The organism is Streptomyces sp. BBFR25 (genome assembly GCF_044590125.1).
Lineage (GTDB): Bacteria > Actinomycetota > Actinomycetes > Streptomycetales > Streptomycetaceae > Streptomyces > Streptomyces canus_D.
Genome location: NZ_CP172447.1, coordinates 1,008,633 through 1,035,245 on the forward strand (window position 1 = coordinate 1,008,633; position 26,613 = coordinate 1,035,245).

Consider the following 26,613-nt stretch of genomic DNA (forward strand, 5'->3'; position numbering starts at 1 on the left):
CTGGAGGTGGAGTGGTACATGGGTCACGGAGGAAACGTCATCGACGAGCTGACGACCGATCACCGTGAGGTCGAGGAGTTCTTCGGCAAGATCGAGGCACTGCCGCCCGGTCACAAGGACCGCAAGCTGTACGCCGATCAGGCCACGAGCGAGCTGATCCGGCACTCGGTGGCCGAGGAGGCGTATCTCTACCCGGCGGTCCGGGAGCACGTGGCGAACGGCGGCGCCCTCGCGGACAAGGAGCTCGAGGACCACGCCGAGGCCGAGCAGATCATGAAGGACCTGGAGGGCTGCGCGGCGGACGACGCCGAGTTCGACCGGTTGATCGGCAAGCTGATGAGCGAGATCCGTGAGCACGTCGCCGACGAGGAGAGCAACCTGTTCCCGCGGCTGCGCGAGGCGTGCCCCGCACAGGCGCTGGACGAGTTGGGCGACAAGGTCCGTCAGGCGAAGAAGACGGCGCCGACCCGGCCGCACCCGTCGGCCCCGGACAAGCCCCCGATGAACAAGCTCCTCGCCCCCGGCGCGGGCATGGTCGACCGGGTGCGGGACGCCCTGTCGGGGCGGGGCAAGTCCGGCTGAGCGATCACCGTCGGCATCATCCGCGAGGGCCCGTCGCCGTGGCGACGGGCCCTCGCGGATGATGCGCCGGGCGCCCGGGTGGTGCGGTGCCGGGCGCGCGGGTGGCGGGCCGGGCTGCGCGCGCTCTCACGCCCACCACTCCTCCCCCGTCCGCTCCCCCGTCCGCCCGCCCGCCGTCTCCCCGTCCGGCGCCGGGAAGGGCTCGCGCCGTCCGCGGAAGGCGGCGACGGTGCGCTCCAGGCCGTCCTGCCAGGTGACGCTCGGCAGCCAGCCGAAGATCTCGCGGGCGAATCCGGTGACCGGCCGGGGCGGGAGCGGACCGTCGCCCGTGTCCTCGACGAACGCCAGCGGCGAGTCGGAGCCGGTCAGTTCGATCACCAGGCGGGCGATCTCCGCGGCCGTGGGTTCCTCGTCGCCCCCGATGTCCACGGGCCGCACCGAACGGCCGGCCGCGACCAGCAGTACGCCGTCGACCATGTCGTCGACGTAGCACAGGGGGTGCGTCCCGCTGCCGTCCCCGGGGACGGTGACCGGCCGGCCGGCCAGCGCCTGTTCGATGAGCGCGGCCGGTGTCGCCCCGCCGTCCGCGCGCATGCCGGGGCCGTAGCCCGCGAACAGCCGGACGATCCCGGCGTTCGAGCCGTGGGCGCCCGCGTGTGCGGCGACCAGGGCCTCGGCGAACCGGACGGCCTCGGCGCAGGCGCGGTGCGGGCCGACCGGGTCGGCTCCGTCCGGGACGTCACCGCGGGCGTCGGGGCCCGGCGGCGGCGAGGAGGCGAGCAGGAACCGGGCGCCGTCCCGGCCGGCGACGGCCAGCGCGGCACGGGTGCCCAGGCTGCCCGCGTCGAGGACCGCCACGGACCGGTCCGGCCGGGCGGCCGGGGACGCGGGCACCGCCAGGTGCAGGACGAGGTCGTAGGGGCCGGTGAGCGCGTCCGCGCAGCCGGGTTCGGAGATGTCCCGTTCCAGGAAGCGGAAGCCGGGGCGGCCCGCCAGATGGGCCACCTTCTCGGCCCGCCCCGTGGAGAGGTTGTCCAGGCAGTCGACCTCGGCGCCCGCGTCGAGCAGCCGGGTGCACAGGTGGGAGCCGAGGAATCCGGCGCCGCCGGTCACCAGGACGCGGTCCCAGGGCGTGCGGGACTCCCCCCGTGGGCTGAACGCCGCCATCGGCATCATGGGGACGACCTTTCTCCCTCGGTGCGCTGAAGCGTGCCCCGAGTGCCCCACCGGCGCACTCACATGCTCCGACGCCCACCGCCGAGGTCACGCTCCGTGACGACGGTCACGGCCCACGCGTCCGCCGGCCACCCGCGGGCCGCTGTGATCAACCGCACTCGCCTCGTCAAGTGAGGCACCGGCAGCGGCGGTTGCTCCGTCCGGGCCGGGGGCCGGGGCGCGGACCGGCGACGACTCGCCGGTCCGTTCTGCCACGATGGTCGGCGCCCTATCCGGATCGGTGGAACGGCCGCGCAGCGCAGCCGGCCCGTTCGTCCCCGTCCGCTTCCCCTTCGGGTCCCGCGACCCGCCTCCGAGTGGCGCACTGTGTCTTCTTCCTCCGTCTCCGCCCCGCTGCCCCCTGCCGCCTCGCCGTCCGATCCACCCGCGTCGTCCGCGTCGACGAGCCGCTCACCGTGGCGGTCCCTGCGACACCGCAGCATGCGCTGGTGGTCGGTCGCGAACTTCGTGTCGAACGCCGGTACGTGGATGCAGCTCACCGTGCAGAACCTGCTGGTCCTGCAGATCACCGGCTCCGCCGCGGCGACGGGTCTGTCGATGTCCGTCCAGGCCGCGCCCGCGCTGCTGATCAGCGTGTTCGGCGGCGCGGCCGTCGACCGCTGGCCGCGCAAACTGACCGCCGCGGTCAGCCAGGCACTGCTCGGAGCGGTCGCGTTCGTGACCGCCCTCATGGTGGCGCTCGACCGGCTCGACGTGACCTCCCTGATGGTGCTGGCCGCCGTCACCGGCGTCGTCGCCACGGTCGACGGCCCGGCGTGTTCCCTGCTCGGCAACGACCTCGTCCCGCGCGAGGACGTGCCCTCCGCGATCGGGGTGGGCGCCCTGGTGCACCAGGCGGGCCGGCTCGCGGGCGCCGCGCTCGCCGGTGTGACGGTCGGTTTCCTCGGCACGGCCGCCGCGTACGCCGCCAACGGGCTGTCCTTCCTGTTCGTGGCCTCGGTCATCCCCTTCCTGCGCCCGGCCCGGGGTGCGGTCCGGCAGGCGGGGGCGGCGAAGGACCGCGATGCGAAGGACACCATGAGCGTGCGCGAGGGGCTGGCCTTCTTCGCCCGCCGCCCCCGGCTGCTGGCGCTGGCCGGGGTCACCGGGGTCAGCGCGGTCTTCGGACGCAACTACCAGCTGACCCTGGCCGTCCTGGTCACCGGGCCGCTCGCGGGCGGCGCGGGGTCCTTCGGCACCGTCTCCACGGTGCTGGCGGTCGGCGGCATCGTCGGCGCCGTCCTCGGTGCCCGGCTGCGCCGCCCCTCCGTACGCGTGGTCGGCGCGCTGGCGGCGGCGGGCGGGCTGCTGCAGGTCGTGGCGGGGCTGTCGCCGTCGCTGGCCGTGCTGCTGGTGATGGTGCTGCCGATGGCCGTGGTGGAGTCCGTCTCCGACACCGCCGGTACGGCGGTGCTCCAGACCGACCCGCCCGCGCACCTGCGGGGCCGGGTGCTCGGCGTGTGGGGCAGCATCGGCACGGTGTGGGGCCTGGGCGGGCCGCCCGCGCTGGGGCTCCTGATGGAGCTGGCCGGTGCCCGCGGCGCCCTGATCGCGGGCGGGCTGATCATCGCCGGCACCATCGGCGCCGGCCACCTCCTGCGCGAGCGCCGGGCGACGGTGCCGAGGGTGTCGCCGGTGGCGAACCTGGAGACGGCTGCCTGAGGGCCCGGGCGGGCCGCGCCGCTCAGGCGACGAGTGCCTGTCCCGGGTCCAGCCGGGTCATGAGCCCGGCGCGGTGCAGGGCGGCGACGGGGGCGACGAGGTCCGGGTGGCGCAGCAGGGCCGCCGCCCGGCGGTCGGCGTCGTCGGGTGCGAGCAGGCGGCGGAACTCCGCGGGTGTCCCGGCGGACGGGCCGCCCTCGGCCAGCGCGGCGACAGCCGGCTCGGCGAGCGCCGGATCGGTCAGCAGGCAGGCCGCCCAGCTGGCGACGACCTCGTCCACCCAGGTCCGCCAGGCGTCCGCGTCCGGGTCGGCGGCCGTGGCGCCGTCGGCGCCGGTGATCCAGTCGAGCCGGGCGGAACCGCCCGGGCCCGCCACGCCCAGCAGAGCCACGTCCATCGGGGTCCGGTAGCGCAGCCGGGCCGCGACCGTCACGGCCTGCCGGGCCTGCACCTCGCACAGGGCGTCGGCCAGGGCGCCGCCGGACGCCGGGTAGGCGCGGGTGAGCCACTGCGCGGTCGCCGCGATGACGGGGGAGAGATCTGTGTGCACTGCCGGGCCGTCCGAACTGCTCGAGGTGGGGGACTCGGGGTCCGTGGAAACGGTAGCCCGCGGCGCACCGCGCGGAACATGGCCCGGCTCCCGCCCGGGGCGTGGCCTCGGCCACACCGCGTACCGCGGATCGTGTCCCCGCCCAGGGGTGCGACCCTGTATCCCGTTCGCCGATCACCGGGTTGCCGCCCGGCTCACCGGTGTGGAGGAGTCCTGAGTACCACCGTCCTCTCCGAGGCCGTCCCCCTCGTCCTGCTGCTGGGCGTCCTGGTCTTCGCGGTGCTGCGCCCGCGGGGGCTGCCGGAGGCGGTGGCCGCCGTGCCGGCCGCCGTGCTCGTGGTGGCGTTCGGCATGGTGTCCCCGGACCGGGCGTGGGAGCAGACCCGTACGCTGCTGCCGGTCGTGGTCTTCCTCGCGCTGGTGCTGACGCTGGCGTACCTGTGCGCGAAGGAGGGTCTGTTCGAGGCCGTCGGCGCGGCCGTGGCCCGACGGTGCGGGGGCAGCCCGCGGCGGCTGCTGACCGGGGTGTTCGCCCTGGCCTGCGCGGTGACGGCGGTGCTCAGTCTGGACGCCACCGCGGTCCTGCTCACCCCCGTGGTCCTGGCCACCGCGTCCCGGGCCGGTGCGCGGGCCCGCCCGCACGTGTACGCGACGGCGCACCTGTCGAACTCCGCCTCGCTGCTCCTGCCGGTCTCCAATCTGACCAACCTGCTGGCGTTCGCGGCCAGTGGGCTGTCCTTCATCCGGTTCGCCGCGCTGATGGCGCTGCCCTGGCTGGCCGCGATCGCCGTCGAGTACGCCGTGTTCCGCCGGTTCTTCCGCGCCGACCTGGCCGAGCCGCTGTCCGTGGCACCCGCGCGGATCGGCCCGGTGCCCGTCGCTCCCGGGTCCGCCGGGTCCGCGGCCGTGAAGACGCCGGGCGGAGCCGCCGGGGACGGGCCGGGGACGGTGGCCGTGCCACCCGCGCCTGCCGTGCCGCGGTTCACCGTGGTCGTCGTGGCCCTGACCCTGGCCGGGTTCGCCGTGGCCTCGCCGGCCGGGGTGGACCCCGCCTGGGCGGCGCTCGGCGGTGTGCTGGTGCTCGGGGTACGGGCGCTGGCCCGGCGCCATGTCACGCCCCGGGAGCTGGTGGGCGCCGCCGCGCCGCTGTTCTGCCTGTTCGTCCTGGCCCTCGGCATCGTGGTGCAGGGGGTGGTGGCGGGCGCGCCGGCGGCCGGGCTCGGGCGGCTGCTGCCGGACGGGGACTCGCTGCCTGCGCTGCTCGGGGTGGCGGCGGTCGCCGCGGTGCTGGCCAACCTGGTCAACAACCTGCCGGCCGTACTCGCCCTGCTTCCGCTGGCCGCGCCGGGCGGGCCGGGCCAGGTCCTCGCCGTACTGATCGGTGTGAACCTGGGCCCCAACCTGACCTACGTCGGTTCGCTGGCAACCCTGCTGTGGCGGCGCATCCTGCACCGGCACGGGGTCGAGGTGGAGCTCGGCCGGTTCACCGCGCTGGGGCTGCTCACCGTGCCGGCCACGGTCGCCGCGTCGACGGTGGCCCTGTGGGCGGCGCTGCGCCTCGTCGGCGCCTGACGCCCGGGACGCCGCCGGGCGCCGGAGGTCCGCTCACTGGGTCGCCACGACGAGGCAGCGCCTCAGCTCCGCCAGGGCCAGGGGGTCACCCGCGACGGCCACACCGCGGTCCCCGTCGGCGCCCGCCCGGTTCCACAGCGACCGCAGCACGTCCTGCGGGGAGCCGCTCAGCGTCACGTCGGCCGTGCCGTCGCCCGCGCCGTCCGTGACGGTGAACTCCCCCGGATCGGTCCGCACCCGCCATGCCGCGTCGTCGCCCGCGCGCACCAGGACCGTACGGCCCGGCGAGCCGCCCAGGATCTCGGTGAAGTAGTCGCCCCACTCGGCCACGGCGTACGCGGTGAAGACCTTGAGCAGTTCGTCGACGCCGTCCACGGCGAGGTCGTCCGGTACGGCGGTGACGGGCCGTCCGGTGGCGAGTTCGGCGTCGATGCGGTGGACGACGGTCTCCTGCGCCATCCGCCGGATCCAGAAGCCGACGCTCTGGTCGGGGCCGTACCAGGTGCCGGCCGGGTCCTCGGGGGCGCGGGTGGCGAACTCGGCGCGCAGCGCGGTGTAGCCCCGGTCGAGCAGCGCCGTCGGCGCCACCTCGGCGAACTCCTTCGGCGGCCAGGGTTCGGGTTCCGCGCCGTCGCGCATGGCGGCGGTCTTGTGCAGGTAGACCTCGCCGACGTGGCGGGTCAGGTCGGCGACCGTCCAGCCGGGGCAGGTCGGCACCGGGGCGTCGGCGTGGCTCTCGACGACTGCCCGCAGCCGGTCGTGGTCGGCCGCGAGGCAGTCGAGCAGGCGGGTGGACTCCATGGCGTCGACCCAAACACAGGTTCAGATCGGCGGCACGGTGTTTTCCACCCGCGCTGTACCCCCGCGCCCTCCCGCACCGCCCGCGCCTACCACGCCGGGCTGGGGACCGCGGGGCGGCGCACCGCCTCGGCGGCGTCCCGCAGGTGCAGGGCGACGGCGATCAGGGCGCGCAGCGCGGAGGGCCGCAGGCTCTGGGCGCTCTCGGCGGCCAGCACCAGCAGACAGCCCGCGGCCTGCTCGACGACCGGCACGGAGAAGGCGAAGTCGTCGCCGTCCGCCCCGCGGAAGGCGCGCCACGGCGTGGCGGCACCGTCGATGGCCTTGTGCACCGCCTGCTCCAGGTGGTGCGCGGCCTGCTGGCACACGGAGGCAGGCAGGACGATGGTGCGATGAAACGCTGAACTGGTCATAGTCCCACTACTCCCCCGTCCCCGGGGTGTCCGATCGGCGCCCCCGGCGGATTTCACCGGGTCGGCGGCAGCCACACCGCAGACCCGACACGGGCGCAGCGAGCCCGGACGACCACAACAACACCCCGACCGAGGACCAGCACGGCCTCGGCCCACCGCGACACCCCCGGTTTCGCGGTGACCGCGCCCCGCGCGGGGTCGCGCCCGTCCGTTGTCGTGGGGTCACGATCGGGCGCGGCGTGGGCCGGGCTCGGGCGCGGTGGGGGCCTAGCTAGGGGGTGTCGTTTGGATCAGGCCGGGTCCGGTCGACGGCGCCTTGTTGCCGACCCGAGCGGGGGCGATGGGGGTCCCTCCCGCGCGAGCGAAGCCGAGCGTGGGGGAGCGTGCAGCTGCAAGGCGGAGGAGGGCGACAACGCGATGGGGGCCCCTCCCGCACGAGCGCAGTCGAGCGTGGGGGAGTTGGCAACCGACGACAACGCCGCAGATGTGCGTGCCAGGCCCCGCGCCCCCCGGCAAGAACCAAACGACGCCGCCTAGGCTCGTGGGTATGTGTGGCGTCAGCTCGTCCTCGGTCGTCGCGGCGCGGTTCACCGGGCGGGGGGTGGTCGATGAGCGGCCGTTGTCCGGGGGGCTCACCGAGGTCGGGCTCGACGACGGGCGCACCGTGGTGGTCAAGTTCGCGGACGGACCCGGTGCGGCGCGGGCCGAGGCCGCGGGGCTGCGCTGGCTGGCCGGGGCGGGGACGGTGCGGATCCCCGCGGTGCACGGCGTGGACGAGCGCGGGCTGGTCACCGACCGGGTGGTACAGGGGCCGGCGAGTGCGGGGGCCGCGGTCCGGTTCGGGCGGGACCTGGCCGGGCTGCACGCCGCCGGGGCACCGGCGTTCGGGGCCGCGCCGCCCGGCGGGCCCGAGGAGGCCTACATCGGGCGGGCCCCGATGCGCAACGTCGCCGGGGACGACTGGCCCCGCTGGTACGCCGCGCACCGCGTGCTGCCGTATCTGCGCCTCGCGGTCGACGCCGGAACCCTCCGGGCGGCCGAGGCGGCCGACGTCGAGCGGGTCTGCGCGCGGCTGCCGGAGCTGGCGGGGCCCGCCGAGCCGCCCGCCCGGCTGCACGGGGACCTGTGGAACGGCAATGTGCTGTGGGGCGCCGACGGGCACGTCCATCTGATCGACCCGGCCGCGCACGGCGGGCACCGGGAGACCGACCTGGCGATGCTGCGCCTCTTCGGCTGTCCGCACCTGGAGCGGATCCTGGCCGGTTACGAGGAGACCGCGCCGCTCGCCGACGGCTGGACCGGCCGCGTCGGCGTGCACCAGCTCTTCCCGCTGCTCGTGCACGCCGTGCTGTTCGGCCGCGGCTACGCCGAGCAGGCCCTCGCGGCGGCCCGGACGGCGCTGCGGCACCTCGGATGAACGACCCCGCTCGATGTCCCGCAGAGTCAATGTCCTACCGAGTCACATGTCCCACCGAGTCACATGTCCCACTGGGACATTTCCAGGTGTACCCTCGGAGGCATGACGGCAACGAAGCCCTCTCCCGCCTCCGAGGACCGGCGGCAGCGCAAGGCGCGCCGGACCCGCGACGCGCTGGCCACCGCCGCCTGCGACCTCATCCTGGAGCGCGGATCGGCGGCGACCACCGTGGAGGCGATCGCCGAGCGCGCGGACGTCACGCGCCGCACGTTCTCCCGGCACTTCGCCGGGAAGGAGGACGCCGCGCTCGACTTCGTCCGCCGGGACGGGGACCGGATCAACGCGCTGCTGCGGTCCCGCCCCGCCGAGGAGCCACCCCTGCTGGCCTATCGCAGGGCCGTGCGGGCCTGGCTGGCCGACCGGGAGGACCCGGCGTGGCACGTGCGTCCGCGGATGCGCCGCCTGCTGGCCCTGGCCGACACCGAGCCCGAACTGTTCGCCGCCTACCAGCGCATCCGGGTCGACGCCCAGGAGGAGTCGATCCGCATCGTCGCCGCCCGGCTCGGCAGCGACGACGCCCGGGACGTGCGCCCGGCCGCCGTCGTCGACGCCGCCGCCGGGGTCCTGATCGCCGCCCTGCGCCTGTGGGCGCGCGGCGGCGAGCGGGACTCGGGAGCCGCGGACCTCGCCGCCCTCGTGGAGCAGGCCTACGACGCCCTGACCTCGGAGGCCGCGTCCGCGACCCCCGACAGCACCACCACCGAAGAGTGAGAACAGCACCATGAGCACCACCGGCACCACCCCCACCCCCGCCCACGCCACCGAGTTCGGCGGACGGACCGCCCTCGTCACCGGCGCCGCCTCCGGCATCGGCCTGGCCACCGCCCGCCGGCTCGGCGCCGCCGGCGCCCGGGTCGTCGTCGCCGACTACAACGCCGAGGGCGCCGAGAAGGCCGCCGCCGACCTGCGGGCCGAGGGCGTCGAGGCCGCCGCCGTCGAGGTGGACGTCACCCGTCCGGAGTCCGTCGAGGCGGCCGTCGCCTTCGCCGTCGACACGTACGGCTCGCTGGACCTCGCGGTCAACAACGCCGGTATCGGCGGCCCCAGCGCCCCGACCGGCGAGTACGACGTGGAGGCCTACCAGCGCGTCGTGCACACCAACCTCGACGGCGTCTTCTACTCGATGCGCTACGAACTGCCCGCCATCGAGGCGGCCGGCCGGGGCGGCGCCATCGTCAATGTCGCCTCCATCCTCGGCTCGGTCGGCTTCGCCGGTTCCCCCGCCTACGTCGCCGCCAAGCACGGCGTGGTCGGGCTGACCAAGGCGGCCGCCGCCGAGTACGCCGCCCGGGGCATCCGGATCAACGCGGTCGGCCCGGGCTTCATCGACACCCCGCTGCTGAAGACCATGGACGAGGCCGCCTACAACGGCCTGGTCGCCCTGCACCCCGCCGGTCGCCTCGGACGCGCCGAGGAGGTCGCCGAGCTGATCGCCTTCCTGCTGTCGGACCGCGCCTCCTTCGTCGCCGGCAGCTACCACCTGGTCGACGGCGCCTACACCGCCGTCTGACCGGCACTCACCTGACCCGGGGGGAGAGAACAAAGGAGTTCGATCATGAAGGCACTGCAGTACCGCACCATCGGCGCCGCGCCCGAGGTCGTCACGGTCCCGGACCCGGAACCGGGCCCCGGACAGGTGCTGTTGAAGGTGACCGCGGCCGGGGTCTGCCACTCCGACATCGCGGTGATGAGCTGGCCCGCCGAGGGCTTCCCGTACGAGCTGCCGCTCACCCTCGGCCACGAGGGCGTCGGCACCGTGGCCGCGCTCGGCGCCGGGGTGACCGGGCTCGCCGAGGGCGACGCGGTCGCCGTGTACGGTCCCTGGGGCTGCGGCGCCTGCGCCAAGTGCGCCGAGGGCAAGGAGAACTACTGCCTGCGCGCCGACGAGCTGGGCATCCGCCCGCCGGGACTCGGGCGCCCGGGCTCCATGGCCGAGTACCTGCTGATCGACGACCCCCGGCACCTGGTCCCGCTGGACGGGCTCGACCCGGTCGCGGCGGTGCCGCTCACCGACGCCGGGCTGACGCCGTACCACGCGATCAAGCGGTCGCTGCCCAAGCTGGTGCCCGGTTCGACCGCCGTGGTCATCGGCACCGGTGGTCTCGGCCACGTCGCCATCCAGTTGCTGCGCGCCCTGACGTCCGCCCGGGTGGTCGCCCTGGACGTCAGCGAGGAGAAGCTGCGCCTCGCCCGTGCGGTGGGCGCGCACGAGGCGGTGCTGTCGGACGCGAAGGCCGCGGACGCGGTGCGCGAGATCACCGGAGGGCTGGGCGCCGAGGCCGTGTTCGACTTCGTCGGCGTGGCGCCCACCGTGAAGACCGCCGGAGCCGTCGCGGCCGTCGAGGGCGATGTCACCCTGGTCGGCATCGGTGGCGGTTCGCTGCCCGTCGGGTTCGGCGTGCTGCCGTTCGAGGTGTCGGTCAACGCCCCGTACTGGGGCAGCCGCAGCGAGCTGATCGAGGTGCTGAACCTGGCCCGCTCGGGTGCCGTGTCGGTGCACACCGAGACGTACTCCCTGGACGACGCCCCGCTCGCCTACGAGCGGCTGCACGAGGGCAAGGTCAACGGCCGCGCGGTGATCCTGCCCCACGGCTGACGGGACCGAGGGGGCGCGACCGGTCCCCCGTTCCGGTCGTGCCCCCGTCGCGTCGAACCTACGTGGACGGGTCCGCCGTTGTGAATCGTGCCGGTGCCCGCTGCCGGGCCCTCAGGACTCACTCGTGCACAGGTGAGTCCGGATGACCCGGTTTCGTCCCGTGCAGTACCGGCTGGTCGAGGTCACCGGCGGCCAGGTGGGCCAGCACGACCTCGTACAGGTCGCTGCCGGCCGCCAGCAGCTGGCGTTCGAGGACCGGCTCGGCGCTGCGGACGTGCTCGCGGACGGTCTGCGCGTGCATGCCGAGCTTCTGGGCGGCACGCTCGGCGTTGCCGCCCACGGCGATCCAGGTGCGCAGACTGCGCCGCAGGTCCCGGCCGTCCGGGTCGAGGCGCCCGAGCAGGTCGACGGCCCAGGTGCGCAGCGCGGGCCCGGACAGCAGGTCGGTGAGCCGGGCGGCACCGGCTCCCCGTGCCCCGGCGCCCGGCGGGGGTTCGGCGAGGCCCACCTGGGCGTTCAGGGCCAGGTGGACGGCGGCCCGGACGGTCAGGTCGTCGAAGTCCGTGCGCAGCAGCGACTCGACCCGGTCCATGCGGGCACGGACCGTGTTGCGGCTGACGCCGAGCACCTTCGCCGTGTTGACGGCGGTGAACTCCAGGCCGAGCCGGGTGGTGGCGAGCAGCTCGGCCCGCGTGTGGTGCGACAGGCGGTCCAGCGGGCTCAGCACCTGGGCCGTCCAGTCGTGCAGCCGCGCCGGGTCCATCAGCCGCTCGGGGCGGGTCCGCTCGGCGTACAGGGCCGCCTTCTGAGGGCGGAACCGGGCCACGGCCAGGGCGCTGACGGCCTGTCCGTAGGCGGCCGCGGTGCGGGCGAGGCCCTGCCGGGCGCTGCCGCCGAGGTACACGCCGGGGCGGCGGCCGACCAGCGAACGCAGCTCCTGCCCGGCCGTGTCGCGCGGGGCGAGCACGATGACGTGACCGTCCACCGCCGGGCACCTCACGACCAGCGCCCGCTCCCCCGTCGCCGCCAGGCACTCCTCGGCGAGCCGGTCCCGTTCGGCGGGGCTGCTCTCCACGACGTACACGCACGCCGTGTCGGTGTCGAGGAGTCCGGGCCAGAGTCCGGCGGCCACCCGGCGGGCCGAGACGGTGTCCTCCACCATCAGCAGTTGCAGAATGGCCAGGCGCAGGTCGGAGGTGGCCCGCCGCAGCCGGTGACCGGCGACGGTCGACTCGTGGCCCGCCAGCAGCAGCTCCAGTACCTGGGCGGTGTGCGTGACGATGTCGGAGACCCGCCGGTCGAACGGCACGGCGCGGGCCACCGCGAGGACGGCCGCGGGCGCCGGCTGGGGCCGATCCACGCGCACGAGCCGCAGATGGCGGCCGCGGTCCTCCAGCGCGGCGGACGCGAGCCGGCCCGAGGTGACGTCGGCGACCAGGTCCTCGTCCAGTGGGACGCGGGTCCCGGCCAGCAGCCGGCCGGTGCCGTCCTGCAGCGAGACGGTCGCGTGCGCGGTGCCCGCGAGCCAGGCCACGACCCGGTTCAGGTCGCGTCCGGCCGGCCGCAGGTGTTCGAGCAGTTCCCGCGCCCATCCCGCGTGCTCACCGGCCCCGGAGGTCCGCTGTCGTCCGCCGTCCTCTCGGCCCGCCACGTCGGCCTTCTCCTCGCCTCGCCCCACTTCGTCCCCGGCCCAGGCCGGGGACGTTACCTCATGGCTCCGTGTACGGGTCCCCTCCGGCGTCGGCGACGGGACCGCGCCGGGCCTGTCGGCCGGTGCGGGCGCGCGGGCATAAGCTCGGTGAATGGCGAAGTACTTCGACGTGCACCCCGACAACCCCCAGCCGCGCAGCATCGCCCAGGTCGCCGACAGCGTCCGCTCCGGCGCGCTGATCGCGTACCCGACGGACTCCTGCTACGCCCTGGGCTGCCGGCTGGGCAGCCGCGACGGCATCGACCGCATCCGGTCGATCCGCCACCTGGACAACCGGCACCACTTCACCCTGGTCTGCCAGGACTTCGCGCAGCTCGGGCAGTTCGTGCAGATCGACAACGACGTGTTCCGGGCGATCAAGGCGTCGACGCCCGGCAGCTACACCTTCATCCTGCCCGCGACGCGGGAGGTGCCGCGGGCGCTCCAGCACCCCAAGAAGAAGACCGTGGGCGTGCGCATCCCCGACCACGTCGTCACCCAGGCCCTCCTGACCGAACTCGGTGAACCGCTGCTGTCCAGCACGCTGTTGCTGCCCGACGAGGAGGAGCCGATGACCCAGGGCTGGGAGATCAAGGACCGGCTCGACCATGTGCTGGACGCGGTCGTCGACTCCGGGGACTGCGGCACCGAGCCGACCACGGTCGTCGACTTCTCCGGCGGCGAGGCGGAGATCGTCCGGCGCGGCGCGGGCGACACGACCCGGTTCGAGTAGCGAGGCGTCCCCCCGCCCGACCGCAGAAGCCGAGAGAGAGGCCCGCCCCACCATGACCGCCCCAGCGGGAACAGCCGTCGACATCCCCACCGACGACGGCACCGCCGATGCCTATCTGACCCACCCGGCCGACGGGGTACCGCGTCCCGCGGTCCTGCTGTACATGGACGCCTTCGGGCTGCGCCCGTCCCTGCGCGCCATGGCGGACCGGCTGGCCGCCGCCGGGTACACCGTCCTGGTGCCGAACGTCTTCTACCGCGGCGGTCGGGCGCCCGTCGTGGAGCTGCCCGGGTTCATCGGCCCGGAGGAACGGCCGGAGATCTTCCGGCGGCTCGACCCGTTCAGGAAGGCGTTGACCCCGGACAGGGCGATGCGGGACGCGCGCGCCTACCTGGAGTGGCTGGCCCGGACGCCGCAAACGGCCGACGGACCGGTCGCGGTGACCGGCTACTGCATGGGCGCCGGGCTCGCGCTGCGCACCGCCGGCACCTACCCCGACCGGGTCGCCGCGGTGGCCGGGTTCCACGGCGGGAACCTGGCGACGGACGGTCCGCGCAGCCCGCACCTGGTGGCCGGGGACATCACCGCCGAGGCGTACTTCGCCCACGCGGACCGGGACCCGGGCATGCCCGCCGAGCAGCAGGAGCGGCTGGCAGCGGCCCTCACCGCGGCGGGCGTGACCCACCGCTGCGAGGTCTACGCGGGAGCGCTCCACGGCTACACCCAGGTCGACACCTCCGCGTACGACGAGCAGGCGGCGGAACGCCACTGGGACGCGCTGCTCGACCTCCTGAAGCGGACGTTCTGACGCCGGTCAGTGTGAAACGGCCACCGGCGGGCCGGAGTTGGCGGGCCCACCCCTCTCCGGCCCCCGGTCCGGCCGTTGTTACCGTGCCCGGGTGTCCAACTCCTCACGCGATTCCGCCGAAGGCGCCGGCTGGGGCTCCGCCGAGCCCGGCGCCTACCGAGCGCTCATGCCCCCGCGCACCGAGAAGCTGTCCTGGCTGAACCCGAGCACGCTGTGGGCCGCCCGCAACGGCGTGCTGGCCTCCTGGTTCGGTGATCCCACGGGCCACACCCGCTCCCGCTGGGTGGCGCGGCGCGTGGCGGCCGGGGCACCGGCCGACAAGGTGATCCGGCGCGACGACCCCGACCGGTTCTCCTTCCTCGTCATCGGTGACACGGGCGAGGGCGACGACCCCCAGTACGCCGTCGTGCCGGGGTTGTTGAAGGCGGGCGGGGACACCCGGTTCGCGGTCCTCGCCAGCGATGTGATCTACCCGGTGGGCAGCGCCGACGACTACGGCACGAAGTTCTTCCGCCCCTACCGCGACTACCGGGCGCCCATATACGCGATACCGGGCAACCACGACTGGTACGAGGACCTCGGCGGTTTCATGCGCGTCTTCTGCGACGACGCCCCGCCCCTGCCGCCGGAACCGCGGCCGCGCCCGTTGACCCCCGCGTGGCTGCGGTCCCTGTTGTGGCACCGGCCGCGCCCGGACGACGGCAGGCACCTGGACGAGGCGCGCAAGCTGCGCGCGGACCCCGCCCAGCAGGCCGTCCAGCCCGGACCGTACTGGGCCGTCGACGCCGGTCCGGTGCGGATCGTCGGCATCGACACGGGCCTGCTGGGCACCGTCGACGCCGAGCAGGGCGCCTGGCTGCGCGAGGTGTCGGCGGGGGACCGGCCGAAGATCCTGGTCACCGGCTCACCCCTGTACGTGGACGGCGAGCACCACCCGTGCGCCATCGAGGGCGGCGGCACCGTCGACGACATCGTGCGCGACCCCGCCCACCGCTATGTCGCGGCCATCGGCGGCGACATCCACAACTACCAGCGCTACCCGGTCGACGTGGACGGCCGCACCGTGCAGTACGTGGTGGCGGGCGGCGGCGGCGCGTTCATGCACGCCAGCCACACCATCCCGCGCGTCTCGGTGGCCGGTGTCACCGAGGACGACTTCCGCTCGTATCCGCTGCGCGGTGACTCGCTCGCCTTCTACAGCGCGCTGTACGGCCGCCGACTGCGGCTGCGGCGTCTGTTCACCCTCACGGAGGCCGAGGCGACGGCCGTGATCGCCGAACGCCTCGGCATCCGCACCGGCCGCGCCCCGGGCGAGGGCGCGCGGGTCACATGGCGCACCCGGCTGGTGGCCGGGCTGCTCGGCACCGCGCGGCGGCCCGAGCGCCGCAAGCGGTTCCGGCTGCCCGTGCGCAAGATCTACACGTCGGTGTTCTCGCCGGGTTCGGCGACCTACAGCCCGCCCTTCTTCAAGTGCTTCCTGCGCCTGGACGTGACGCCGGAGGCGGTGACGCTGCGCTGCTACGCCGCCACCGGCAACCGGGCGCAGGAGGAGGATCCGCCGGTGGAGGACGAGGTGACGATCCCGCTGGTGTGACCGGCGCCCGGCCCGCCTCCTCGGGGCCCCCTGTCACCAGCGGCCCGCCTCGCTGCCGACGACCGCCTCGGACGGGGTGCCGTCGACCCCCACCGGTACGTCGCCGGTGAGCATCACCCGGTGCATGGTCCTGGGGTGGTCGAGGTGGGCGTGGTCGCCGGGGGCGAGGTGGATGGTGGCGCGGTTGTCCCAGAAGGCGACGCTGCCGGGTGCCCAGCGGAAGCGGACGGTGTACTCGGGGCGGGTGGCCTGCTCGACGAGGAGTTCCAGGATCGCCGCGCTCTCGGGGCGGGAGAGCCCGGTGATCTGTTCCACGTAGTAGCCGTTGACGAACAGCACCCGCTCCCCCGTCTCCGGGTGGACGCGGACCAGCGGGTGCACGGTCGCGGTCTGGTGGTCCAGGAGGTGGCGGACGTAGGCGTCGTCGCCGGGCCGGGGCTGGTAGCCGACGCCGAGGCGGTGTTCGGCGCGCAGCGTGTCCACGAAGGCGCGCAGCGGGGCGGACAGCCCGGCGTAGGCGGCGGCGAGGTTCGCCCAGGTGGTGTCGCCGCCGTACGGGGGTACCGTCTCGGCGCGCAGGATCGTAGCCGCCGGCGGGTCGACGCGGGCGCCGTGGTCGCAGTGCCAGCCGCGCAGCAGCGTGTGCCGCCGGCGCCGCAGCCACTCGTCGTGCTCCATCCCGAACCGGCCACCCAGCTCCAGCCGGTCGGCGGTCGTCTCGATCTCCGGGAAACCGGCCGGGGAGGCCTTGCCGCGCCGGGGCAGGACGACCGGCTCGCCGAAGAGGCGGGCGAAGCCGACGTGTCCGGCGTGGTCGAGGCGCTGGTCGCGGAAGAACACCACCTTCCAGCGCAGTACCGCCGCCCGCACCACGGCGACCTGTGCGGCGTCGAGGCCCGCCGCGAGGTCGACGCCGCGGATCTCGGCGCCGATGTGCCCGGCGACGGGTTCCACCTCGATTCCCGTCGCCCGGTCCGTTGCCGTGTCCTTCGCGCTGTCCGTCGTCATGCGCAGATCGTGGCAGAACCCCGGCCGCGCCGTCCGGTTGATCACCGGTCCTTCGGTGGGCGAGGCTGGACGGGCGGCACACCGCCGCGCACAGTCGAGGAAAGGTCCCACGGTGATCAGCATCCCGGCGTACACGCTCAACGACGGCAGCACGCTCCCCGCCTTGGGCCTGGGCACCTGGCCGATGACGGACGACGAGGCCGAGCGGGCGGTCCGCGAGGCCCTGCGGGCGGGGTACCGCCTGATCGACACGGCGACGAACTACCGCAACGAGACCGGCGTCGGCCGCGGGATCGCCTCCGCCGGTCTCCCTCGCGAGGAGATCGTGGTGACGACCAAGCTGCCCGGCCGCCACCACGGCTACGAGGAGACGCTCGCCTCCTTCGAGGAGTCCCGCGCCCGCCTCGGGGTGGAGTACGTCGACCTGTACCTGATCCACTGGCCGCTGCCGCGCGTGGACAAGTACGTCGACTCCTGGAAGGCCATGGTCAAGCTGCGCGAGGACGGTCTCGTGCGTTCGGTGGGCGTCTCCAACTTCACGGCGGAGCACATCGAGCGGCTGGAGAAGGAGACGGGTGTCCTGCCGTCCGTCAACCAGATCGAGCTGCACCCGCTCCTCCCGCAGGACGAGCTGCGCGCCTTCCACGAGCGCAAGGGCATCAGGACCGAGAGCTGGAGCCCGCTGGGCCGGGGCAGCGACCTGCTGGACGATCCCGCCGTCGCCGCGGTCGCCGAGGCGCACGGTGTGACGCCCGCCCAGGCGGTCCTGCGCTGGCACACCCAGCTGGGCGCGGTGCCGATCCCGAAGTCCGCCGACCCGGCGCGGCAGCGGGCGAACCTGGACGTCTTCGGCTTCGAGCTGGACGCCGCCCAGATGCGCGCGGTGGCGGACCGTCCGCACCGGCGGATCGGCGGCGACCCGGAGGTGCACGAGGAGTTCTGAGCGGGGTACCCGGCCCGGGTCGGCGAGCTTCGGGGAAGCGTGGTTCGAGGAACTGTCCGGGAGGAGCGGCAGGTGGACGGCGAGGGCGACGGCCTGCGGGCCTACCACGGCAAACGGGACTTCGGCCGGACCGGGGAGCCCGCGGGACCGGGCGCGTCCGGCGAGGGCGCGGCCGACGAGAGCGCGGCGTCCGGCGACGGCGGGGCGCCGCGCTTCGTCGTGCAGATCCACGACGCGAGCACCCTGCACTTCGACTTCCGGCTGCAGGTGGCCGACGTGCTGAAGTCCTGGTCGGTGCCGAAGGGACCGTCGGCCAACCCGCGCGACAAGCGGCTCGCGGTGCCTACGGAGGACCATCCGCTGGAGTACGAGGAGTTCGAGGGCGTGATCCCGGCGGGTGAGTACGGGGGCGGCACGGTCATCGTGTGGGACCGCGGCACCTACGAGCCGCTGAGCCACGACCGCCGGGGGCGTCCGGTCGACTTCGCCGAGTCGCTGGCGCACGGGCACGCCAGGTTCCGGCTGCACGGCGGGAAGCTGCGCGGCGAGTACGCGCTGACCCGGTTCCGGGGCGGCCCGGACGGCGACGGTGAGGACGCGGCGTGGCTGCTGGTGAAGACGGCCGGCGGCGGACGCGGGCACGGGACTCCGGACCCCCGGCGGGCCCGCTCCGCGCGCACCGGCCGCACACTGGCGCGGGTGGCGGCGGAGGACGGGCCGGGGTAGGCGCCCGGGCGGTTCAGTCCGCGGGCAGTTGCTGTTCGGCCCAGATGGTCTTGCCGGTGTCCGTCTGGCGGCTGCCCCAGCGCTGGGTGAGCTGGGCGACCAGGAGCAGTCCCCGGCCGCCCTCGTCGAAGGCGTGGGCGCGGCGCAGGTGGGGCGAGGTGGAGCTGGCGTCGGAGACCTCGCAGATCAGGGCGGTGTGGCGGATGAGGCGCAGTTGGATGGGGGGCTCGCCGTACCGGATCGCGTTGGTGACCAGTTCGCTGACGACGAGTTCGGTGACGAAGGCCGTGTCGTCCAGCCCCCACGCCGTCAGCTGCTCGCTCACGGACCGCCGGGTGGCCGCCACTCCGGACGGGTCGGGGCGCACGTCCCAGGTGCGCACCCGGTCCTCGCCCAGCGCCCGGGTGCGGGCCAGCAGCAGCGCGACGTCGTCGCCGGGCTCCTCGGGCAGCACGGCCTTGAGCACGCCGTCGCACAGCGCGTCGAGCGAGGTCGCGGGCGCGGCCAGTGCCCGGCACAGTTCCGCGGTGGCGTGGTCGACGTCGCGGTCGCGGTCCTCGACCAGCCCGTCGGTGTAGAGGGCGACGACGGAGCCTGCCGGCAGTTCCAGCTCCGTCGCCTCGAAGGGCAGTCCGCCGACGCCGAGCGGCGGCCCCGCCGTCATGGCGACGAGGCGGACGGTGCCGTCGGGGAGGAGGAGGGCGGGCGCGGGGTGACCGGCGGCGGCGAGTGCCAGGCGGCGGGACACGGGGTCGTACACGGCGTACAGGCACGTGGCGCCCAGTTCCGCGATCTCCGCCGCGCCGTCGTGGGCGTCCCCGGCCGCGAGGTGGGTGACGAGGTCGTCGAGGTGGGTGAGGAGTTCGTCGGGGGGCAGATCGACGTCGGCGAGGGTGCGCACGGCCGTGCACAGGCGGCCCATGGTCGCCGTGGACGGGATGCCGTGGCCCACGACGTCGCCGACGACGAGGCCGACGCGGGTGCCGGAGAGCGGGATGACGTCGAACCAGTCGCCGCCGATGCCCGCGGCGGACGCGGAGGGCAGGTAGCGGTGGGCCACCTCGACCGCGGCCTGTCCGGGCAGGCCCTTGGGGAGCAGGCTGTGCTGGATCGCCAGGGCGGTGGAGCGCTCGCGCGCGAAACGGCGGGCGTTGTCCACGGAGACGGCGGCCCGGGAAACCAGTTCCTCGGCCAGTACGGCGTCCTCCGTGGCGTACGGCTCCCGGGGCGCGGTCCGGGCGGCCAGCGCGACGCCCAGGGTGATGCCGCGGGCGCGCAGCGGGACGGACAGGGTCGAGCAGACGGCTTCGCGGAACGGGCGGTTGTGCGGGGCCTCGGCCTCGCGGGTGCGCATCCACCGGTCGAACTCCGGGTCGCCGGGGCCGCTGAGGACGACGCGGCCCTCCCGCACCGCCCGGGCGGGTGGGCTGTCGGACGGGTGGACCTCGTGGCCGCCGAGGTGTACGGCGGGGGTGGGGAAGCCCTCGGTGGCGGAGGCGTGGGCCACCCGGCGCAGTTCGCCGGTCTCGGGCGGCACGGCGAGGGGTTCGTCGGTGCCGAGCACCCAGTCGAGCAGGTCGACGCTGGCGAAACCGGCGAACCGGGGAACGAGCAGCCCGACCAGTTCCTCGGCGGTGCGGACCACGTCGAGGGTGCTGCCGACCGCTCCGGCCGCGTTCAGCAGGGCCAGCCGCTCCCGGGCCCGGTGCTGTTCGGTGCTCTCCAGCGCCGCCATCGCGACGGCGGTGAGCGTGCCGGAGGCGTCGTGGACCGGCCACATCTCCACCGTCCAGGCGTGCGGGCGGTTGCCGACGGGCGCGGGCGAGTAGCTCTCGTACTGGACGGGCCGCCCCCGTTCGGCGACGACCCGCAGGTGGTGCAGGAAGCTGCGCGCGTCGCCCTCGAAGTCGGTCAGCGTGTCGGGCAGGCCGCGGCCGACCAGTTCCTCCGCGGATCTGCCCAGCATCCGGCACGCGGTGTCGTTGACGTGCACGAAGCGCAGGTCGGGGTCGAGGACGGACAGGGACAGGGAGGCCTGCCGCACCGCGTCGTCGATCAGGGCGGGCGCCGGGCCGCCGGAGGCCTCGGCGGTCGCCAGGTAGCCGTCCGGTGCGCCGTCGGCGCCCAGCAGCGGGCAGACCGTCAGCCGCAGGCTCACCGGGTGGCCGTCCCGGTGCCGGATCAGGACGCTGCCGGACAGGGCGGTGCCGGTCGGACTGGTGCGGGCCAGGGGGCGGGCGGGCGCGTCTCGCGCGAGCAGGTCCCGCGCGGGGCGTCCCACCGCCTCCTCGGCCGCGTATCCGGTGAGCCGCCGCGCGCCGTCGCTCCACCCCGTCACCAGTCCGCGGGCGTCGACGGTCATCGCGGCGGAGGAATCCTCCATGCCGTCCAGGATCATCCCAGGACGATGCGGTATCAACCGGGGCGGGGCGCGGGTGGCCCCGTCACCGACGGTGAGCGCGTAGCGCGGCGAGGGCGCGGTCGGCGTGGGTGTTCATCCTGAGTTCGCTGCGGACGACCTCCAGCAGGGTGCGGTCCTGCCCGATGACGAAGGTGACCCGTCTGGTGGGAGCCAGGCTGAAGCCCCGCTTCACCCCGAACCGCTCCCGGACCGTGCCGTCGGCGTCGGACAGCAGGGGCATGCCGAGTGTGTGGCGCCCGGCGAACTCCTGCTGGCGTTCGACGGGGTCACCGCTGACGCCGACGGGCCGGGCGCCGACCGCGGCGAACTCGGCGGCGAGGTCGCGGAAGTGGCAGGCCTCCGCGGTGCAGCCGGTGGTCAGGGCCGCGGGGTAGAAGAACAGGACGACCGGGCCGTCGGCGAGCAGTTCGGACAGGCGGCGCGGGGTGCCGGTCTCGTCCGGCAGCGTGAAGTCCTCGACGGTGTCGCCCACGGCGGGGAGCGCGCTCATGACCGGCCCCCGCTGCCCTGGGCGACGGCGCGGGCCCACAGCACGAGCGGCACCTGCACGGGCAGCCGTCCGAGGGCGGCGGCCTTCTGCGGGGCGGGGCGGTGCCGCCAGTCCCAGGCCATCTTGACGTTGGCGGGGAACACCCCGACGAAGAAGGCGGCGGCGGTCAGCGCGGCGGCCTTGCGGGTGCGCGGCACGGCGAGTCCGGCGGCCAGCGCGACTTCGGCGACGCCGCTGGCGTACGTCCACGCCCGGGGGGTGCCCGGCAGAGAGCGCGGCACGATCGCGTCGAAGGTGCGGGGCTGGGCGAAATGGGCGACGCCCGCGGTGGCCAGGAGGCCGGCGAGCAGCAGGGGTGAGCGTTCGGACCGTGACACGGTTCCTCCTCAGGGGGGCCTGCCGCGCGATATTACTCGACGGTAAGGACCGGGTGGTGAACGGTTCGTGTCCGGTGGTCGGGGGTGCCGCACGTGCGGTCGCACGCGCGGCGGAAGAACGGGCTGAGGGCGCGTTCCACGGTGCCGGTGGCGGCGGCGCGCGTCTCCGCGAAATCGGCGTGGACGAGGGCGCGGCCCGCGGTCGGCCGGGGGTCGGCAGGGGTGGGCAGGTGCAGCGGCTGCCGCTGCGGGGGCTCGTGCCCCGGAGGCGGCGGCCGTGGGCACGATGGGAGTGCGCAGTGCAGGCCGCGCGATCCGGATGGCCCGCGTCCCGGGCGCGAACCCAGGCAGGGCGGTGACGGCCACGCCCCCCGGCCCGGCGTGGACGATCCGGTGCTCGTCGTGCCGGTGCGCGTCGATCCGCTGCCCGGCGGCCGGGCGCCGGGTGCCGCGTGCCGGTCGGTGCGACCGGGGTGTGATGAGCGACGGGACCTCCGGGCGGCCGGGCGCCGGCGCCGCCCAGGGCACCGAGGGACGGACCCGCCCCGTCCGCTGGTCGCGCCTGTCACCAGGCGTCCGTCATCCCCCGCCCCGGGGCGTGACGGGCGCCAGCCACATGCCCACAATCGCGTCCACCAGCCCGTCGGCCGCGTCCTGCCAGCTGGCCCGCGGGGTGGGCCGGTTCTCGGCCAGGGCCCGCTCGCGCTCCTCCGCGGTGTGCACGATGAGGTGGCGGGCCATGTCGCCCCGCTCCGCGCGGACCTCGTCCGGCAGCGCGGGCATGCACCGGTTGCGCCCCTCGATGATCGCCCGCAGGGAGACGGAGGCCCGGGACTCCTCGGTCAGGATCTGCCGCAGCGAGGGGTCGGTCATGACCTGGGCGCAGAACCGCGCGTACCAGGTGGGACTGCCCAGCGCCGCCAGGTGGTCGAACTGGGGACGGACCAGGCAGTCCACCCAGTCCCGCAGGTCGGCCGAGTCGCCGAGGGCGGCGAGCTGGCGGGCGCGCAGTTCCTCGACGCGTCCCGAGTGGTGCTGCGCGATGGCCCGGACCAGGTCCGTCTTCGTGCCGAAGTGGTAGCCGACCGCCGCGTTGTTGCCCTGCCCGGCGGCCTCGCTGACCTGGCGGTTGGAGACCGCGTACACCCCGTGCTCGGCGAACAGCCGCTCAGCGGTGGTCAGGATCAGCTGCCGGGTCGCGCTGACCTGTTCCGTCCGGACCGCCCTGCCCGCCATGCTCACCACCGCGCCGGGACTTCTCCTTGCCGCCCACGACGACCAGTCCCTCGAGTCGTCGCAGGTCCGCCGACGTACGGCGGGTCGTCACGAAAGCCTACGGCGCCGCGGCGCCGGACCGCCGCCCGGCCCGGACGGGCGTTCGCCCGCGACACCCCGTACGATACTTCAAGCGACTGACTTAATTGGCTCGCGTTCCGGTTTCCACACCCGTCGCAAGACCCACTGCTCGAAAGGCTTCTCCATGCCCGCTTCCCCCGCCTCACCACGGCCGAACGCCGTGGTGGCGGTACTGGCCCTGGCCGGGATCGTCGTCGCGCTGATGCAGACCCTGGTCATCCCGATCATCCCGGAGCTGCCGAAGCTCCTGGACGCGTCGGCCTCGGACGCGGCCTGGGCGGTGACCGCCACACTGCTCGCCTCCGCGGTGGCCACGCCGGTCGTCGGCCGGCTCGGCGACATGTTCGGCAAGCGGCGGATGCTGCTGCTCAGCCTGGTCCTGCTGATCGCGGGCTCGGCGGTCTGCGGACTGAGCGACACGCTGGTCCCGATGGTCGCCGGGCGCGCCCTGCAGGGCCTGTCCGCCGCCGTGATCCCGCTCGGCATCAGCATCATGCGCGACGAACTCCCGGTCGAACGGCTGGCCGGTGCCACCGCGGTGATGAGCGCCTCCCTCGGGGTGGGCGGCGCGCTCGGCCTGCCCGCGGCGGCGCTGATCGCGGACAAGCTCGACTGGCACATGCTCTTCTGGCTCTCCGGCGCGCTCGGTGCGGTCTCCCTGGTGCTGGTGCTGACGCTGGTGCCCGAGTCGGCGGTGCGCACCGGCGGCCGGTTCGACCTGCTCGGCGGCATCGGCATGGCCGCCGGTCTCGCGAGCCTGCTGCTGGCCATCTCCAAGGGCGGCGACTGGGGCTGGACCTCGGCCACCACCCTCGGCCTGTTCGTCGCGGCCGTGGTGATCCTCCTGGTCTGGGGCTGGTGGGAGCTGCACACCCCGGAGCCCCTGGTGGACCTGCGCACCACCGCCCGCCGCCAGGTGCTCTTCACCAACCTGGCATCCATCGCCATCGGCTTCTCGATGTTCGCGATGTCCCTGGTCCTTCCGCAGCTGCTGCAGTTGCCCGAGGCCACCGGTTACGGGCTCGGCCGCTCCCTGCTGACCACGGGTCTGGTGATGGCTCCGTCCGGTCTGGTGATGATGGCGTTCGCCCCGGTCTCCGCGAAGGTCTCGGGGTCCAGGGGGCCGAAGGTGACGCTGATGATCGGCGCCCTGATCGTGGCGGCCGGCTACGGCCTGAACATCGTGCTGATGGCCGAGGTCTGGCACCTGGTGCTGGTCTCCTGCGTGATCAGCGCGGGCATCGGCTTCGCCTACGGCGCCATGCCGTCGCTGATCATGGGCGCGGTGCCGCCGAGCGAGACGGCCGCCGCCAACAGCCTCAACACCCTGATGCGGTCCCTGGGCACCTCGGTCGCCAGTGCCATCGCCGGTGTGATCCTGGCCCAGCTGACGATCGACCTCGGCGGCTTCGCCCTCCCGTCCGAGAACGCGTTCAAGGTGGTCATGGCCATCGGCGCCGGCGCGGCGCTGCTGGCCGCCGCCATCGCGTCCTTCATCCCCCGCCACCGTCCGGCCGACCCGGTGGCGGGCCCGGCACCGACGGACGGCGCCGCGACGGAGCCCGCCTCCGTGCGCTGACCCCGAGGGCGCCGGTCCCGCCCGGGACCGGCGCCGTTCAGGCGAACCTGGCGGGCGGCGCGCGTGACCGCGCCCGGGCGGGTCGAGTACTGACCCGTGGAGCTGCCGCTGATCCCCCCGATGCTCGCCACCCCCGGCGCCCTGCCGTCCGCCGGGCAGGACGCGCGCTGGGCCTACGAGACCAAGCAGGACGGGCAGCGCGTGGTGGTCTACCTGCCCGGCGACGGGAGCGTCCTGCTGCGCGCCCGCTCCGGCCAGGACATCACCGCCGCCTATCCGGAACTGGCGCCGCTCGCCACCGCGCTCGGCGCGACCGGTGCCGTACTGGACGGCGAGGTGCTGGCCCTGGACGAACGGGGCCGTGCCGACTTCCAGTTGCTCCAGTCCCGGATGGGTCTCGCGCACGCCCCCGGCCGGGCCGCGCACCGGGCGGCGAAGGTCCCCGTCCACCTGGTCCTGTTCGACGTCCTCCACCTGGCCGGACGCTCCCTGCTGCGCCTGCCCTACACCGGCCGCCGGGAGCGGCTGACGGACCTCGGTCTCAGCGGGCCGTCGTGGTCGACCCCGGGCGCGCTGGTCGGGCACGGCGAACAGGCCCTGCGGGCCACCCGCGAGCACGGCCTGGAGGGGCTGGTCTGCAAGCGGCTGGACTCGGTGTACGAGCCCGGGGTCCGCTCCCGGGCCTGGATCAAGATCCGCAACATGCGCAGCGAGGACGTCGTGGTCGGCGGCTGGCTGCCCGGCAAGGGACGGCTCGGCGGCCTGCCCGGCGCCGTCCTGGTCGGCCAGCGCGCCGCGGGCCGGCTGCGCTACGTCGGCGGGGTGGGCACCGGCTGGAGCGCGGGCGAGCGCGCCGAGCTGGCCGCGCTGCTGGCGGCCGCCGCAAGTGACGTCTGCCCCTTCGATCCGGTGCCGCGGGTGCCGGGGGCGCGCTGGGTGGTGCCCCGGCTGGTCGGCGAGGTCCGCTACAGCACGCGCACCCGGGAGGGCATGCTGCGCCAGCCGTCCTGGCTCAGGCTCCGCCCGGACCTGACGCCCGAGGAGTCGGCCGCTGACATTCCGGACGACCTGGTGTGAGCGTGTGACGCCGGATCAGGTGTTGGCCGGGCCTTCACCGCAGGGACGCCTGTGCACCCTTGGCGCGGGAGGGAAAAGACGGGAACCTGAACTCCCCTTCCCCCCACAGCCGTTGGGCTGCCCCAGCCTGAGGAGGACGCGATGCCGTCGCGTACCGCCGCAACGCCCCGCCCCAGATGGCTCGCCGTACCGTTCGGTGCCCTCGCCCTCGTCCTCGCCTTCCCCGCCACCGCGTTCGCCGCCCCGCCGCCGGGACTGCCCGGCAACGCCGACAGCCTGGAGCGGGCGTACCAGCCCGCCTACGACTACGACACCGACGGCTGCTACCCCACCCCGGCCATCGGCGCCGACGGAGCGGTCAACGGCGGGCTGAACCCGACCGGCGCCCTCAACGGCAACTGCCGCGACGCCTCCGACCTGGACAACACCAACGGCTATGCGCGCGCCAAGTGCGACAACGGCTGGTGCGCCTACCTGTACGGCCTCTACTTCGAGAAGGACCAGGCGCTGCCCGGCACGAGCCTCGGCGGCCACCGGCACGACTGGGAGCACGTGGTGGTGTGGGTGAAGGACGGCGCCGTGCAGTACGTGGCGACGTCCAACCACGGCTCGTTCAGCGTGCACGAGCGGTCGGCCGTCCGCTTCGACGGCACCCATCCGAAGATCGTCTACCACAAGGACGGCATCAGCACCCACTGCTTCCGCCCGGCGACCTCGGGCGACGAGCCGCCGGAGAACCACGAGGGCAGCTGGCAGTACCCGGCCCTCGTGGGCTGGAACGGCTATCCGGCGGGCCTGCGCGAGAAGCTGAGCGCCTACGACTTCGGCAGCGCCACCTTCGGCCTCAAGGACGGCAGTTTCGCCTCCCACCTGGCCGCCGCCAAGCCGTCCGGCATCCCCTTCGACCCGAACGCCTGAGGCGAACGAAAGGGTGGGGCCGGTCGA

Annotated in this window: 25 protein-coding genes; 15 read left to right on the forward strand and 10 right to left on the reverse strand. The window is 74.8% G+C overall.

Annotated features, from left to right (window positions below):
* Positions 1 to 18: 18 nt before the first annotated feature.
* A complete protein-coding gene (locus tag ACGH52_RS04390; protein ID WP_399937722.1) occupies positions 19 to 582 on the forward strand; it encodes a hemerythrin domain-containing protein in 564 nt (187 codons plus the stop codon).
* A gap of 126 nt (positions 583 to 708) precedes the next feature.
* Here the strand turns inward: ACGH52_RS04390 and ACGH52_RS04395 are convergent, their stop codons facing one another.
* Positions 709 to 1,758: an NAD-dependent epimerase/dehydratase family protein gene (locus ACGH52_RS04395; RefSeq protein ID WP_247700876.1), complete on the reverse strand. Its 1,050-nt coding sequence runs from the start codon at positions 1,756 to 1,758 to the stop codon at positions 709 to 711.
* 480 nt (positions 1,759 to 2,238) lie between these two features.
* Between ACGH52_RS04395 and ACGH52_RS04400 the strand changes: the two genes are divergently transcribed.
* The gene (locus ACGH52_RS04400; RefSeq protein ID WP_399937725.1) at positions 2,239 to 3,459 is read left to right on the forward strand and encodes an MFS transporter; all 1,221 of its coding nucleotides are present in this window, start codon (positions 2,239 to 2,241) and stop codon (positions 3,457 to 3,459) included.
* Between the two features lie 22 nt (positions 3,460 to 3,481).
* Here the strand turns inward: ACGH52_RS04400 and ACGH52_RS04405 are convergent, their stop codons facing one another.
* Entirely contained in the window at positions 3,482 to 4,009 is a 528-nt protein-coding gene (locus ACGH52_RS04405) for a hypothetical protein (RefSeq protein ID WP_399937728.1), read from the reverse strand.
* Positions 4,010 to 4,288: 279 nt separating this feature from the next.
* On the opposite strand from ACGH52_RS04405, the gene ACGH52_RS04410 reads away from it, so the two are divergent.
* A complete protein-coding gene (locus ACGH52_RS04410) occupies positions 4,289 to 5,581 on the forward strand; it encodes an SLC13 family permease (RefSeq protein ID WP_399937730.1) in 1,293 nt (430 codons plus the stop codon).
* Positions 5,582 to 5,614: 33 nt separating this feature from the next.
* Here ACGH52_RS04410 and ACGH52_RS04415 read toward each other — a convergent pair whose 3' ends face one another.
* Both ACGH52_RS04415 and ACGH52_RS04420 read right to left on the reverse strand, forming a co-directional pair.
* Positions 5,615 to 6,382, reverse strand: a complete 768-nt coding sequence (locus ACGH52_RS04415; protein WP_399937733.1) for a maleylpyruvate isomerase family mycothiol-dependent enzyme — start codon at positions 6,380 to 6,382, stop codon at positions 5,615 to 5,617.
* Positions 6,383 to 6,468: 86 nt separating this feature from the next.
* Complete coding sequence (locus ACGH52_RS04420; protein ID WP_059302935.1) at positions 6,469 to 6,792, reverse strand: hypothetical protein; 324 nt, start codon at positions 6,790 to 6,792, stop codon at positions 6,469 to 6,471.
* 547 nt (positions 6,793 to 7,339) lie between these two features.
* On the opposite strand from ACGH52_RS04420, the gene ACGH52_RS04425 reads away from it, so the two are divergent.
* The 4 genes from ACGH52_RS04425 (at position 7,340) to ACGH52_RS04440 (ending at position 10,865) form a co-directional block, all read left to right on the forward strand.
* Complete coding sequence (locus ACGH52_RS04425) at positions 7,340 to 8,209, forward strand: fructosamine kinase family protein (protein ID WP_399937736.1); 870 nt, start codon at positions 7,340 to 7,342, stop codon at positions 8,207 to 8,209.
* Between the two features lie 102 nt (positions 8,210 to 8,311).
* Entirely contained in the window at positions 8,312 to 8,980 is a 669-nt protein-coding gene (locus ACGH52_RS04430; protein ID WP_059302933.1) for a TetR/AcrR family transcriptional regulator, read from the forward strand.
* A gap of 10 nt (positions 8,981 to 8,990) precedes the next feature.
* On the forward strand, positions 8,991 to 9,779 hold the full coding sequence (locus ACGH52_RS04435) for an SDR family NAD(P)-dependent oxidoreductase (protein WP_059302932.1): 789 nt from the start codon (positions 8,991 to 8,993) through the stop codon (positions 9,777 to 9,779).
* Between the two features lie 45 nt (positions 9,780 to 9,824).
* The gene (locus tag ACGH52_RS04440; protein ID WP_076977607.1) at positions 9,825 to 10,865 is read left to right on the forward strand and encodes an NAD(P)-dependent alcohol dehydrogenase; all 1,041 of its coding nucleotides are present in this window, start codon (positions 9,825 to 9,827) and stop codon (positions 10,863 to 10,865) included.
* Between the two features lie 118 nt (positions 10,866 to 10,983).
* On the opposite strand, the gene ACGH52_RS04445 is transcribed toward ACGH52_RS04440, so the two are convergent.
* Positions 10,984 to 12,516, reverse strand: coding sequence for a helix-turn-helix domain-containing protein (locus tag ACGH52_RS04445; protein WP_121702216.1), 1,533 nt, complete (start codon positions 12,514 to 12,516; stop codon positions 10,984 to 10,986).
* 151 nt (positions 12,517 to 12,667) lie between these two features.
* Here ACGH52_RS04445 and ACGH52_RS04450 point away from each other — a divergent pair, with 151 nt between their 5' ends.
* The 3 genes from ACGH52_RS04450 to ACGH52_RS04460 all read left to right on the forward strand — a co-directional run bounded on the left by ACGH52_RS04450 (position 12,668) and on the right by ACGH52_RS04460 (position 15,690).
* A complete protein-coding gene (locus ACGH52_RS04450) occupies positions 12,668 to 13,288 on the forward strand; it encodes an L-threonylcarbamoyladenylate synthase (RefSeq protein WP_059302929.1) in 621 nt (206 codons plus the stop codon).
* Between the two features lie 52 nt (positions 13,289 to 13,340).
* Entirely contained in the window at positions 13,341 to 14,096 is a 756-nt protein-coding gene (locus ACGH52_RS04455) for a dienelactone hydrolase family protein (protein WP_210976906.1), read from the forward strand.
* Positions 14,097 to 14,187: 91 nt separating this feature from the next.
* Entirely contained in the window at positions 14,188 to 15,690 is a 1,503-nt protein-coding gene (locus ACGH52_RS04460) for a metallophosphoesterase family protein (RefSeq protein ID WP_399937742.1), read from the forward strand.
* 33 nt (positions 15,691 to 15,723) lie between these two features.
* Here the strand turns inward: ACGH52_RS04460 and ACGH52_RS04465 are convergent, their stop codons facing one another.
* On the reverse strand, positions 15,724 to 16,698 hold the full coding sequence (locus ACGH52_RS04465) for a TauD/TfdA dioxygenase family protein (protein ID WP_399937745.1): 975 nt from the start codon (positions 16,696 to 16,698) through the stop codon (positions 15,724 to 15,726).
* 112 nt (positions 16,699 to 16,810) lie between these two features.
* Here ACGH52_RS04465 and ACGH52_RS04470 point away from each other — a divergent pair, with 112 nt between their 5' ends.
* Together ACGH52_RS04470 and ACGH52_RS04475 are read left to right on the forward strand one after the other, a co-directional pair.
* On the forward strand, positions 16,811 to 17,641 hold the full coding sequence (locus ACGH52_RS04470; protein WP_121702207.1) for an aldo/keto reductase: 831 nt from the start codon (positions 16,811 to 16,813) through the stop codon (positions 17,639 to 17,641).
* 72 nt (positions 17,642 to 17,713) lie between these two features.
* Positions 17,714 to 18,367, forward strand: a complete 654-nt coding sequence (locus tag ACGH52_RS04475) for a DNA polymerase ligase N-terminal domain-containing protein (protein ID WP_399946629.1) — start codon at positions 17,714 to 17,716, stop codon at positions 18,365 to 18,367.
* A 13-nt stretch (positions 18,368 to 18,380) separates the two neighbouring features.
* Here ACGH52_RS04475 and ACGH52_RS04480 read toward each other — a convergent pair whose 3' ends face one another.
* The 4 genes from ACGH52_RS04480 to ACGH52_RS04495 form a co-directional block, all read right to left on the reverse strand.
* Positions 18,381 to 20,750 carry a SpoIIE family protein phosphatase gene (locus ACGH52_RS04480; RefSeq protein ID WP_210976911.1) on the reverse strand — a complete coding sequence of 790 codons (2,370 nt, stop codon included), beginning with the start codon at positions 20,748 to 20,750 and terminating at the stop codon, positions 18,381 to 18,383.
* 61 nt (positions 20,751 to 20,811) lie between these two features.
* On the reverse strand, positions 20,812 to 21,279 hold the full coding sequence (locus ACGH52_RS04485) for a peroxiredoxin (protein WP_076977601.1): 468 nt from the start codon (positions 21,277 to 21,279) through the stop codon (positions 20,812 to 20,814).
* Positions 21,276 to 21,656, reverse strand: coding sequence for a MauE/DoxX family redox-associated membrane protein (locus ACGH52_RS04490; RefSeq protein ID WP_076977600.1), 381 nt, complete (start codon positions 21,654 to 21,656; stop codon positions 21,276 to 21,278). The genes ACGH52_RS04485 and ACGH52_RS04490 overlap by 4 nt, the downstream gene beginning before the upstream one ends.
* Positions 21,657 to 22,235: 579 nt before the next feature.
* Positions 22,236 to 22,892, reverse strand: a complete 657-nt coding sequence (locus tag ACGH52_RS04495; protein WP_059302967.1) for a TetR/AcrR family transcriptional regulator — start codon at positions 22,890 to 22,892, stop codon at positions 22,236 to 22,238.
* A gap of 244 nt (positions 22,893 to 23,136) precedes the next feature.
* On the opposite strand from ACGH52_RS04495, the gene ACGH52_RS04500 reads away from it, so the two are divergent.
* The 3 genes from ACGH52_RS04500 to ACGH52_RS04510 all read left to right on the forward strand — a co-directional run bounded on the left by ACGH52_RS04500 (position 23,137) and on the right by ACGH52_RS04510 (position 26,586).
* Positions 23,137 to 24,591, forward strand: a complete 1,455-nt coding sequence (locus ACGH52_RS04500; protein ID WP_210976913.1) for an MFS transporter — start codon at positions 23,137 to 23,139, stop codon at positions 24,589 to 24,591.
* Between the two features lie 96 nt (positions 24,592 to 24,687).
* Positions 24,688 to 25,668, forward strand: coding sequence for an ATP-dependent DNA ligase (locus ACGH52_RS04505; protein ID WP_399937751.1), 981 nt, complete (start codon positions 24,688 to 24,690; stop codon positions 25,666 to 25,668).
* 141 nt (positions 25,669 to 25,809) lie between these two features.
* The gene (locus tag ACGH52_RS04510) at positions 25,810 to 26,586 is read left to right on the forward strand and encodes an NPP1 family protein (RefSeq protein WP_076977597.1); all 777 of its coding nucleotides are present in this window, start codon (positions 25,810 to 25,812) and stop codon (positions 26,584 to 26,586) included.
* The last annotated feature ends 27 nt before the right edge of the window (positions 26,587 to 26,613 follow it).